Source organism: Phenylobacterium sp., assembly GCF_016793285.1.
Classification (GTDB): domain Bacteria; phylum Pseudomonadota; class Alphaproteobacteria; order Caulobacterales; family Caulobacteraceae; genus Phenylobacterium.
On sequence record NZ_JAEUMO010000123.1, the window covers coordinates 1 to 10,103 of the forward strand.

12 protein-coding genes are annotated in these 10,103 nt (G+C 70.0%); 5 read left to right on the plus strand and 7 right to left on the minus strand.

The features are described 5' to 3' along the window. From serA to JNL41_RS12240, 4 genes are all read right to left on the minus strand, one after another. Window positions 1-1,485 (minus strand): phosphoglycerate dehydrogenase (gene serA / locus JNL41_RS12225; protein WP_293475286.1); only part of this gene is annotated, 1,485 nt, incomplete at its 3' end. Window positions 1,486-1,607: 122 nt separating this feature from the next. Continuing rightward, entirely contained in the window at window positions 1,608-2,792 is a 1,185-nt protein-coding gene (locus JNL41_RS12230; RefSeq protein ID WP_293475288.1) for a phosphoserine transaminase, read from the minus strand. Window positions 2,793-2,915: 123 nt separating this feature from the next. Beyond that, window positions 2,916-3,377 (minus strand): hypothetical protein, encoded by a 462-nt coding sequence (locus JNL41_RS12235; RefSeq protein WP_293475290.1) that lies wholly within the window; start codon window positions 3,375-3,377, stop codon window positions 2,916-2,918. An 85-nt stretch (window positions 3,378-3,462) separates the two neighbouring features. Then, a complete protein-coding gene (locus JNL41_RS12240) occupies window positions 3,463-3,798 on the minus strand; it encodes a hypothetical protein (protein ID WP_293475292.1) in 336 nt (111 codons plus the stop codon). A 205-nt stretch (window positions 3,799-4,003) separates the two neighbouring features. Between JNL41_RS12240 and JNL41_RS12245 the strand changes: the two genes are divergently transcribed. Both JNL41_RS12245 and JNL41_RS12250 read left to right on the plus strand, forming a co-directional pair. Continuing rightward, a complete protein-coding gene (locus tag JNL41_RS12245) occupies window positions 4,004-5,917 on the plus strand; it encodes an ATP-binding protein (RefSeq protein WP_293475294.1) in 1,914 nt (637 codons plus the stop codon). Between the two features lie 133 nt (window positions 5,918-6,050). Continuing rightward, window positions 6,051-6,452, plus strand: coding sequence for a hypothetical protein (locus tag JNL41_RS12250; RefSeq protein WP_293475296.1), 402 nt, complete (start codon window positions 6,051-6,053; stop codon window positions 6,450-6,452). Window positions 6,453-6,539: 87 nt separating this feature from the next. Here JNL41_RS12250 and JNL41_RS12255 read toward each other — a convergent pair whose 3' ends face one another. The 3 genes from JNL41_RS12255 to thiD form a co-directional block, all read right to left on the minus strand. Continuing rightward, window positions 6,540-7,352: a PhzF family phenazine biosynthesis protein gene (locus JNL41_RS12255; protein ID WP_293475297.1), complete on the minus strand. Its 813-nt coding sequence runs from the start codon at window positions 7,350-7,352 to the stop codon at window positions 6,540-6,542. A gap of 99 nt (window positions 7,353-7,451) precedes the next feature. Then, on the minus strand, window positions 7,452-8,018 hold the full coding sequence (locus tag JNL41_RS12260; RefSeq protein WP_293475298.1) for a nucleotidyltransferase family protein: 567 nt from the start codon (window positions 8,016-8,018) through the stop codon (window positions 7,452-7,454). Beyond that, window positions 8,015-8,815 (minus strand): bifunctional hydroxymethylpyrimidine kinase/phosphomethylpyrimidine kinase, encoded by an 801-nt coding sequence (gene thiD / locus JNL41_RS12265; protein ID WP_293475299.1) that lies wholly within the window; start codon window positions 8,813-8,815, stop codon window positions 8,015-8,017. The genes JNL41_RS12260 and thiD overlap by 4 nt, the downstream gene beginning before the upstream one ends. 76 nt (window positions 8,816-8,891) lie before the next feature. On the opposite strand from thiD, the gene JNL41_RS12270 reads away from it, so the two are divergent. The 3 genes from JNL41_RS12270 to JNL41_RS12280 all read left to right on the plus strand — a co-directional run bounded on the left by JNL41_RS12270 (window position 8,892) and on the right by JNL41_RS12280 (window position 10,022). Beyond that, window positions 8,892-9,362, plus strand: a complete 471-nt coding sequence (locus JNL41_RS12270) for a MarR family transcriptional regulator (RefSeq protein ID WP_293475300.1) — start codon at window positions 8,892-8,894, stop codon at window positions 9,360-9,362. Continuing rightward, window positions 9,359-9,595 carry a hypothetical protein gene (locus JNL41_RS12275; RefSeq protein WP_293475302.1) on the plus strand — a complete coding sequence of 79 codons (237 nt, stop codon included), beginning with the start codon at window positions 9,359-9,361 and terminating at the stop codon, window positions 9,593-9,595. Before JNL41_RS12270 ends, JNL41_RS12275 begins: the two co-directional genes overlap by 4 nt. A 124-nt stretch (window positions 9,596-9,719) precedes the next feature. Further along, complete coding sequence (locus JNL41_RS12280) at window positions 9,720-10,022, plus strand: metalloregulator ArsR/SmtB family transcription factor (protein ID WP_293475304.1); 303 nt, start codon at window positions 9,720-9,722, stop codon at window positions 10,020-10,022. Window positions 10,023-10,103: the final 81 nt, after the last annotated feature.

The following is a 10,103-nucleotide window of genomic DNA, read 5'->3' on the forward strand; positions in this document are numbered from 1 at the left end:
CAGCGCGATGGCGTCGTCGCCCGCGTCGATGCGGCCCAGGTTGAAGGTGGCGATGTTGACGCCCGCTTCGCCCAGCAGACCGCCCAGCGCGCCGATGAAGCCCGGCTTGTCCAGGTTGTTCACGTAGAGCATCCGCGGCGCAAACGGCGCGTCGAGGTCCATGCCCTTCACCTCGACCACGCGCGGGGCGCCGGCCTGCACCGTGCCGGCGAAGCTGCGCTTGCCCTTTTCGGTCGTGACGGTGATGCGCATCAGGCTTTCGTAGATCGGCGAGTCGTCCTGCCGGCTCTCGGAGAAGGTGATGCCGCGCTCTTTCGCCACGGCGGGCGCCGAGACCATGTTGATCTCCGCCAGCATCGGCCGAAGCACGCCTGCGAGACCCGCCGCGCTGAGCGGCTTCACGTTCAGCTTCGAGACCTGGCCCTCGTAGGCGATGTCGACCGCGAGCACGCCGAAGTCGAGCATCTGGCCGGCGAGCGCGCCCAGCTTCTCGGCCAGCGCCACGAACGGCTTCAGGCGCGGCGCTTCCTCGGCGGTCACCGACGGGCTGTTCAGCGCATTGGTGACGGCGCCGGTCAGCAGGTAGTCGCTGATCTGCTCGGCCACCTGCAGGGCCACGTTCTCCTGCGCCTCGTTGGTCGAGGCGCCGAGGTGCGGGGTGGCCACGAAGTTCGGCGCGCCGAACAGCACGTTCTCCTTCGCCGGCTCGACCGAAAAGACGTCGAAGCCCGCGGCGCCGATGTGGCCGCTTTCCAGGCCTGCGCGCAGGGCGGCTTCGTCGACCAGGCCGCCGCGGGCGCAGTTGACGATCATCACGCCCTTCCTGGTCCTGGCCAGGTTCTCCGCCGACAGGATGTTGCGGGTCTTGTCGGTCAGCGGGGTGTGCAGGGTGATGATGTCGGCCCGCGCCAGCAGCTCTTCCAGCTCGACCTTCTCGACGCCCATCTCGACGGCGCGCTCTTCCGAGAGGAAGGGGTCGTAGGCGACGACCTTCATCTTCAGACCCAGCGCGCGGTCGGCGACGATGCCGCCGATGTTGCCGGCGCCGATGAGGCCCAGGGTCTTGGCGTAGAGCTCCACGCCCATGAACCGGTTCTTCTCCCACTTGCCGGCCTGGGTGGAGACGTCGGCCGCGGGCATCTGGCGGGCCAGCGTGAACATCATCGCGATCGCGTGCTCGGCGGTCGTGATGGAGTTGCCGAAGGGCGTGTTCATGACGACCACGCCGGCGGCGGTGGCGGCCGGGATGTCGATATTGTCGACGCCGATCCCGGCGCGGCCGATGACCTTCAGCTTCTTCGCCGCGGCGATGACGTCCTTGTTGGGCTTGGTGTCCGAGCGGACGACGAGGCCGTCGTAGTCGCCGATGACGGCGATCAGCTCGTCCCTGGTGAGGCCGGTCTTGATGTCGGTGTCGACGCCGCGCTGCCTGAAGATGTCGACGGCGGCGGGGCTCAGGCTGTCAGCGATGAGAACGCGGGGCATGGGAGGTCTCGTTTCTCCCCTCCCCCTTGCGGGGAGGGGTCGGGGGTGGGGGTGCAAGCGGGGATGGGCGGCGTTCACCCCCATCCCCGGCCTTCCCCGCAAAGGGGAAGGGAGCTTGGGGTTCAGGCCGTTTCGAGTTCGGCGATGAGGCTGGCGAAGGCCCAGTCGAGCCAGGGTGTCAGCGCGTCGACGTCTGAGGTCTCCACCGTCGCGCCGCACCAGATGCGAAGGCCCGCGGGCGCATCGCGATAGCCGCCGATGTCGAGGGCCACGCCCTCCTTCTCCAGCAGCGACGCCAGCTTCTTGGCGAAGTCGGCCTGCGCGTCGTCGGACAGGCCGGCGATGCGGGGGTCGACCACCTTCAGGCAGACCGAGGTGTTCGAGCGCGTGGCCGCCTCCTCGGCGAGGAACTCGACCCACGGGGTCTTGGCGACCCAGTCGGCGAGGATCGCCAGGTTGGCGTCGGCGCGGCGCTGCATCTCGGTCAGGCCGCCGATGCCCTCGGCCCAGCGCAGGGCGTCGATGGCGTCTTCCACGCAGAGCATGGAGGGCGTGTTGATCGTGGCGCCCTCGAAGATCTCGAGGTTCACCTTCCCGGCCTTGGTCATCCGGAACAGCTTGGGCATCGGCCAGGCCGGCGTATGGCTCTCCAGCCGGGCCACCGCGCGCGGGCCCAGGATCAGGACGCCGTGGGCGCCCTCGCCGCCGAGGGCCTTCTGCCAGGAGAAGGTCACGACATCGAGCTTGGCCCAGTCGAGCTGCTGCGCGAAGGCCGCCGAGGTGGCGTCGCAGATGGTGATGCCTTCGCGGTCGGCGGCGATGAAATCGGCGTTCGGCACGCGCACGCCCGAGGTGGTGCCGTTCCAGGTGAAGACGAGATCGGCGTCCTTGCGGACCCTGGAGAGGTCGGGCAGGCGGCCGTAGGGCGCGTCCAGCACCTCGGCGGGGATCTTCAGTTGCTTGGTCACGTCGGTGACCCAGTCCTTGCCGAAGCTCTCGAAGGCCAGGAGCTGGACCGGCTTCGGTCCCAGCATCGACCACAGCGCCATCTCGACGGCGCCGGTGTCCGAGCCGGCGACGATGCCGACCAGGAAGTCGTCCGGGACCTGCAGCACCTCGCGGGTGCGGTCGATGGCCTCCTTGAGCCGCGCCTTGCCCAGCTTGGAGCGGTGCGAGCGGCCGAGGACGGCGTTGGCCAGGTTTTCGGGGGTCCATCCGGGGCGCTTGGCGCAGGGGCCGGACGAGAATTCGGGGCGGGCCGGGCGCATAGCCGGCTTGGCCCCACCTTGGTTAGGCGGCGTAGTCATAGCGATGTCTCCTATCCTCGCAGATAGGCAGCGCCCCGTTGGGAGGGCGTGGCCCGCGGCGCAAAAGCCCGCGTTCCGTCCGCAGCGCAAGCGAAACTTTTCTGAACGCGCCTTGCAGCGGCGCTAAGCCACGGGCTCCTGCGCGGCCGCGGCGGCGCGGGCCCTGGCCCGGCGCGCCCGTCGGGCCCAGGCCACGGCGGTCCCGATGATCAGGCACCAGACGATGCCCGTGAAGTTCACGTTGTTGACGATGGCGTGGAGGCGGTCGTTGTCCGGCCGGCTCGTCACCATGTAGTACGAGTGCAGCGAGAACTGGGCGGCGTAGAACAGCATCACCCCGCCCATCCACGGCGAGCCGAAGCGCAGCGTGACGCCCAGCAGGGCCACCGCCGCGAGGCCGTCGTTGGCGAAGCGGATCGCGCCCTCGAGATCCGGCAGGAACTCCGCCACGAGCAGGCCGATCACCATGTTGGCCACGACCACGGCGGCCGCAAGGCGTTCGGCGACGCCACCCTTCCACGCCGCGAACAGGACGCCGGACGCGACGAAGACGATCAGCAGTTGTGCGATCAGTGACGTAGGCATGATTAAGCGCCCCTAATGCGAATTAGAGGCGCTCAACCAGTTAATCTATTGCAATGATCCGCCGGTCGCCCGGCGGGACGTTGCGTCAGCCGACTTCACGGAGCGTCGTCGCGGTGCGAGCGGCGGCTTCCGGCGGCTTGTCCTGGATGTCCATCTTGGTGCGGATGCCGAGGCGGAGCTTGGCTTCGTTCAGCTCCTTGTGGACGCCGACCATAGCGGTGCGAGCTTGGCTCAGCGCCTTGATGGCTTCCATCATCTTCACCTGCACGTCGTCGGCGAACACCATCGAGGCGTTCACGTCCTGGCGCGCCTTCAGCATCTCGCTGAGCAGCTCGGCGGCTTCGACCATCGCGCCGTCCACGGCAGCTTCGGTCGTGAACAGTTTGCTGGCCACGCGCTGGGCCACAAAGACCTTTTCCATCTGGAATACCCCTAGAGTTACCCGACACCCGTTAAGGTAAAGCAAAGGTTACCGCACACGCAATCGATTCAGAGGTTGTTAACCATAATTTCGTCTGCGGCAGGTTGTGGCGTGGCGCCCAGGGCACAGTGACGGCAGACCACGCTGGGTTGCATCCGGCCCATGGAAGCGAAGCGTTAGGACTCGCCGGGCTAAGGCGTTGCCCATGAACGTCATCTGGGACAGCACAGACGACGAGGGGGCGCCGAAGAGTTCCGCGCCGACGGCGACGTTCCATGCGCGCGTCGCGGGCGTCGGCCTGGTGACCACCGTCGTCGTGCTGGTCGCCGCCTGCCTGACGTTCATGCTGCAGCAGTGGGCGGTGGCCCGCACGCAGTCGCACCGCTTCCACGAGGACCTCGCCGAGATCGCCGCCCAGGTGGCCGCGCCGTCGATGGCGACGCCCGACCGGACCGCCCTGCTCGCCGCGCTCGCGCCGGTCAAGGCGGGCAAGGACGTGGTGTCGGGCCAGGTGACGGACGTCGCCGGCCGCGAGGTCGCGAGCTTCCGCACGCGCGCCGCGCCGACGGGCGCCGTCGAGACCATCGTCCGGCCCATCCGGCTCGGAGGCAGGCCGGTCGGCCAGGTCAGCATGGTGGTCGAGCAGCCGTCGCTCGCCCCGATGCTGCCGCAGTTCATCGCGCTCACCTTCGTGCTGCTGTTCGGCGGCGTGGGCGTGGCGCTGTTCCTCGCGCGCAGCCTGGCGCACCGGGTGATCCAGCCGGTGCAGACGCTGTCGGAGGGCATGCAGGAGATCGCGGCGACCGGCAGCTTCACGCCCGTCAAGGTCGACGCCTCGGACGAACTCTTCCAGAGCCTCACCGAGAGCTTCAACCACCTGCTGGCCAAGCTCGAGGAGCGCGAGGACGACCTCAAGGCTGCGATGCGCGAGCTTGAGATGGCGCGCGACGCCGCCAACGCCGCCAACGTGCTCAAGACCCAGTTCCTCGCCAACATGAGCCACGAGATCCGCACGCCGCTGAACGGGGTGCTGGCCATGGCCGAGGTGATGGCGCTCGGCGCCCTCGACCAGGTCCAGCGCGACCGCCTCGACGTGATCCGCCGCTCGGGCGGCCTCCTGCTGGCCGTGCTCAACGACGTGCTCGACCTGTCGAAGATCGAGGCCGGCAAGCTCACCCTGTTCGAGGACGACTTCGACGTCGACGTCGCGATCGACCAGGTGCGCGAGAACTTCCAGATCATGGCGCAGGCCAAGGCGCTGGACTTCCAGGTGGAGATCGCCGAGGCGGCCAGGGGCTGGTGGCGCGGCGACGCCGACCGCCTGCGCCAGATCATGGGCAACCTGCTGTCGAACGCCGTCAAGTTCACGCCGTCGGGCGCCGTCATCGCCCGCGTCGACGAGAGCGCCTCGGGCGGCCTGAAACTGACGGTGCAGGACACCGGCGTCGGCATCGCGCCCGAGAAGCTCCCGGCCCTCTTCGAGAAGTTCACCCAGGCCGACAACTCGGCCACCCGCCGCTTCGGCGGCACGGGCCTGGGCCTCGCCATCTGCCGGGAGCTGACCCAGATGATGGGCGGCTCGATCGAGGTCGAAAGCCTGGAGGGCTGCGGCTCCACCTTCACCGTCGAGCTGCCGCTGACCCGCGGGAGGCCCGCTTCGATGCTGGCCGCCGAGCCGGCCCAGGCCGCGGACGACGGCGACCTGCGCATCCTCGCCGCGGAGGACAATCCCACCAACCAGCAGGTGCTGGCCGCGGTCCTGGGGTCGCTGGGCATCGAGGTCGACATCGTCCCCGATGGCAAGGAGGCGGTCGACGCCTGGCGCAACGGCGCCTACGACCTGATCCTGATGGACATCCAGATGCCGGTGATGGACGGCATCGCCGCGGCGTCCGCCATCCGCGACGCCGAGCGGACCGGCGGCCGCCGCCGCACGCCGATCGTGGCCCTGACCGCCAACGCGCTCACCCACCAGGTCGAGGAATATCTCGCCGTCGGCATGGACGCCCACGTCGCCAAGCCGATCGAGATCGCCAAGCTCTACGACGCGATCTCCGCGGTGCTGAACGCCGCCGCGACCGACGGCGTCTCCCCCAGCCAGGCCGGCGCCGCGGCCTGACAGGCTGTCTCATTCGTAATGTAGGTGAACGAAACCCGACTGAGCGGCTCAGAACCGTTTCAGCCGTCAGGTGTTTTCATCTGCCGCATGGATGCCGGCTCCCCCTGGCTCCAGACGAGATAGGAGACACCAAATGAAGAAGATCGCTCTCATTGCTCTGGCCGCCGCCTCGCTGGGCGCGGTCGCCGCGCCCGCCGCCGCCCAGGACTATCGCCATGACGGCTATCGTCACGACAGCGGCCGCCACGACCGGTCGGCCTGGGACTACCGCCATGACTGGGAACGCGGCTTCAACATCAACGCGATGCAGAACCAGCTCGACGCCCGCATCGACCGCGGCATCCGCAACGGCCGCCTGACCCGTCAGGAAGCCGGCATGATGCGCTCGCAATTCCGCGACATCGCGCGCCTGGAGGCCACCTACCGCCGCAACGGCCTGACGCGCTACGAGCGCAACGAGCTCGAACGGCGCCTGGTGGCCTTCGAGACCCGCCTCGACCGCCAACTGCGCGACGGCCAGTACGCCCGCCGCTAAAGGCTGAGGCCTGAAAACCCCGCCGGGCTCGCACCCGGCGGAGAGCGAAGCGCCCTCGGAGCCCGTCTCCGGGGGCGTCTTTGCCTGTCAGAGGCGCAGCGTGGCGTCGACGACGGTGACCGCGCGGCCGCGGATCAGCACGCGATCGCCCGCGAGTTCGCACGTCAGGTCGCCGCCGCGGCCCGGATAGGCCTGATGGTAGCGGACCGTCGCGCGTCGCAGCCTGGCCGAGAACAGAGGCGCGAGGATGCAGTGCAACGACCCCGTGGTCGGGTCCTCCGGGATGCCCGAGCCGGGCGCGAAGAAGCGGTCGACGACGTCGTAGCCGCCGCCCTCCGCCGCGATGGCCGCGACGCCGACGTTGCCCCGTCCGCCGGTGGCAGCGCTCGACACCGCGTTCAACGCCGCGATGTCCGGCGTCAGCCCGCGGACCGCCGCCTCGTCGTCGAGCACCGCGACCAGGTAGGGCCCGGCCCAGACCTCGCGCGGCTGCGCGCCCAGCGCCTCGGCCAGGCCCGCGGGGATTGCGGTCTGCACCGGCGGCTGGGACGGGAAGTCCATCTCGTAGCCGTCGCCGGCGCGGGCCACCGTCAGCGGCCCCGACAGGGTGTCGAAGGTCACCTTGTCCGCGGCGATCCCGAGGTCCGCGAACAGCACATGGCCCGACGCCAGGGTCGCGTGCCCGCAGAGCGGGACCTCCAGCATCGGCGTGAACCAGCGCAGGCCGAACCGCGCCGCATCGGGCGTCTTCAGCAGGAAGGCGGTCTCGGCCTGGTTGTTCTCGGCGGCCAGGGCCTGCATCCAGGCCGCGTCCGGCCAGGCGTCGAACGGCGCGACCACGCAGGCCGGGTTGCCCCGGAACGGCCGGGCGGCGAAGGCGTCGACGGTCCATTGGCGCATGAGCGGCCTCCTCGAAGTCGGCCACACGACTTGCGTCGGGGGTGCGGCGGCGGCAAGGGCCACTTCCCCTGCGGCGGACCCGCGAGAGGGGCGGAGGGCCTAACGGAGGACTTCGATCTCGGGCCAGCGGGCCTTCGCCGAGCCGGCGATCTTGTCGAAGTTCGGGCTGAGGCGGTTCGGATTCGGCCGCAGCCGCATGGCGAAGAGGTCGTCCAGGCCGAACGGCGCGTGCAGCGTCATGCGGTCGTCGCGATCCAGCCGCACGCCCACCGCGAACACGGGGCTCACGAACCGGGTCAGCGCCTCGGCGCTGCTGCTCAGCGGCGAATAGGGCTCGCCGAAGTGTCCCTCGAACCAGACATGCACGCGGGCCTGGTTGCGCACCTCGACCATCTCGCGCAGCGGCGGCTCGAACTCGGCCGCGACCCGGCGGATCACCGCGTCCTCGGCCTCGTAGCCGATGTCGGAGGCGTCGTGGTAGGCGACGTCGTAGTCCTTGATGCCGTAGTCCAGCGGCCGGCCGGTCAGGTCGTTGAACACCCGCTGGTAGATCGCGCCCGAGAAGATCAGCCAGTCCGGCAGTTCGAGCACCGCGAGCGTTCGCAGCACATGCATCAGCGGCTCGGAGCGCCGCAGGATCGCTTCCAGGCGAGCTTCGTCGCTCATGCCCGTCCCCTGAGCGGCCACGCATGATCGAGCGGCCCGTGACCGGCGCCGAGCCCGGGCGCGCGCAGCATCGCCTCATGCACGTAGTCCCAGGCCCGCGCCACGGCCGCAGTCAGCGGCAGGCCCTGCGCGAGCCCTACGGCGCACGCGGACGCCAGGGTGCAGCCGGTGCCGTGCGTGTGCCGGCTTTCGATCCGCTCGCCCTCGAACACCGTCTCGCCGCCGGCGGTCATCAGCACGTCGGCGACGCGGTCGCCCGGGACGTGGCCGCCCTTCATCAGCACCGCCTTTGCGCCGGCGGCCAGCAGCGCCTCGCCGGCCCGGCGCAGGTCGTCGGTCGTCGCGCACGCGATGCCGGTCAGCGCCTCGGCCTCGGGCGCGTTGGGCGTCAGCAACGCCGCGCGCGGGACCAGCCGCTCGCGCACCGCCGCGACGGCCTCGGCCGCCAGCAGCGAGGCGCCGCCCTTGGCCACCATCACCGGATCGACCACCGCCGCCACGCCGGCCTCGTCCAGCAACCCGGCCACCAGGGCCACCGTCGCCGCATCGCCGAGCATGCCGGTCTTGATCGCGTCGGCGCCGATGTCGGCGAGCACGGCGCGCGCCTGCGCCGCCACCACGTCCGGCGGGATCGGGTGTACGCCGGTGACGCCGAGCGTGTTCTGCACGGTCACCGCGGTGACCGCGGTCGCCGCATAGCCGCCGAGCGCGGTCACGGTCTTGATGTCGGCCTGGATCCCCGCCCCGCCGCCGGAGTCGGAGCCGGCGATGATGAGGACTCGACCTTGCGCAGGCATACCGTCCCGTACCGCGCGGGCGGCCGATTTGCATCGGGATTTACGAAGGATCGCTTCGCCGCCAACGTCCGCGCCCATGGACGCCGAGACCCTGGACCCCGAGACCTTCGCCACGCGGTTCGCGCAGGCGCACCAGGACATCTACCTGCATGCCGTGCGACGGGTGCGCGACAAGCGCGAGCAGCTCACCCGCGAGACCGCCGCCTTCCTGCTGCACCTGGCCGAGGCCGGGCCGATGACGCTGACGGAGTTGTCGCGCCACCTCGGCCGCGCGCCCTCGACGCTCTCCGAGATGGTCGACCATCTCACCGCCAAGGACCTGATCCGCCGCGAGCCCGATCCCGGCGACGGCCGCCGCGCGCTGATCTGGCTCACCGCCCACGGCCGCGAAGTCCAGGCGCGAGAGATGTACGCGCTGGATCGCGACCACCTGCGCCTCGCCGCCGGACGCCTGCCGCCGGCGCGGCTGGCGCTCCTCACCGAGCTCCTGGGCGAGCTCACCGCCGCCCTGCGATCCGAGAAACCCCCGACGGGAGACCTGCCATGACCCACAAGTGCGAGAGCTGCGGCATGCCGATCGAGAACGGCCGCTACTGCCCGTACTGCGTCGACGAGACCGGCGCGCTCCAGGACTTCGACACCCGCTTTTCCCGCATGGTCGACTGGCAGCTCCGCGAGAGCGGCGGCACGCGCGAAGCCGCCGAACGCGACACCCTGGCCTACATGGCGACCCTGCCGGCCTGGCGCGATCATCCGCGGGTGAAGGGCGAGGTGCTGTAGGGGCGCCCGGGCCCGCTTCCGGAAGGAAATCACGGCCCGGCTTGCCCGAGCCACCCACTGGGCCGGGGGATGACGTTCAATACATATCATTGCAGTTATATATCTATTCGAGTATATCTTTCCCATGTCTCCCTTCGAAGCCGTGGCCGAGCCGAACCGCCGCCGCATTCTCGACGTCCTGCGGGCCGGCGAGCGGCCGGCGGGCGATCTGGTCGCGGCGCTGGACATGAGCCAGCCTGGGGTCTCCAAGCACCTGAAATTGCTGAAGGCGGCGGGCCTCGTGCAGGTCCGCGCCGACGGCCAGCGCAGGCTCTATCGCCTCGATCCGCGCGGGATGGCCGAACTCACCAGTTGGCTCGCCCCGCATCGCCGCTTCTGGGCCGACCGGCTGGCCCGCCTCGACGCGCACCTGGAGTCCGAGCAATGACGAACGACGATCTGGGCGAGATCCGCCGCACCGGTGACACGGTCGAGATCACCTTTGTCCGCCGCCTGAATCGACCGATCG

Excerpts from the sequence above, each read along its gene's own strand:
- JNL41_RS12235 (WP_293475290.1), bottom strand. The coding sequence starts at position 3,377 with ATGCCTACGTCACTGATCGCACAACTGCTGATCGTCTTCGTCGCGTCC.
- JNL41_RS12230 (WP_293475288.1), bottom strand. The coding sequence starts at position 2,792 with ATGACTACGCCGCCTAACCAAGGTGGGGCCAAGCCGGCTATGCGCCCG.
- JNL41_RS12255 (WP_293475297.1), bottom strand. The coding sequence starts at position 7,352 with ATGCGCCAATGGACCGTCGACGCCTTCGCCGCCCGGCCGTTCCGGGGC.
- JNL41_RS12280 (WP_293475304.1), top strand. The coding sequence starts at position 9,720 with ATGTCTCCCTTCGAAGCCGTGGCCGAGCCGAACCGCCGCCGCATTCTC.
- JNL41_RS12250 (WP_293475296.1), top strand. The coding sequence starts at position 6,051 with ATGAAGAAGATCGCTCTCATTGCTCTGGCCGCCGCCTCGCTGGGCGCG.
- thiD (WP_293475299.1), bottom strand. The coding sequence starts at position 8,815 with ATGCCTGCGCAAGGTCGAGTCCTCATCATCGCCGGCTCCGACTCCGGC.
- JNL41_RS12245 (WP_293475294.1), top strand. The coding sequence starts at position 4,004 with ATGAACGTCATCTGGGACAGCACAGACGACGAGGGGGCGCCGAAGAGT.
- JNL41_RS12240 (WP_293475292.1), bottom strand. The coding sequence starts at position 3,798 with ATGGAAAAGGTCTTTGTGGCCCAGCGCGTGGCCAGCAAACTGTTCACG.
- JNL41_RS12270 (WP_293475300.1), top strand. The coding sequence starts at position 8,892 with ATGGACGCCGAGACCCTGGACCCCGAGACCTTCGCCACGCGGTTCGCG.
- JNL41_RS12275 (WP_293475302.1), top strand. The coding sequence starts at position 9,359 with ATGACCCACAAGTGCGAGAGCTGCGGCATGCCGATCGAGAACGGCCGC.
- JNL41_RS12260 (WP_293475298.1), bottom strand. The coding sequence starts at position 8,018 with ATGAGCGACGAAGCTCGCCTGGAAGCGATCCTGCGGCGCTCCGAGCCG.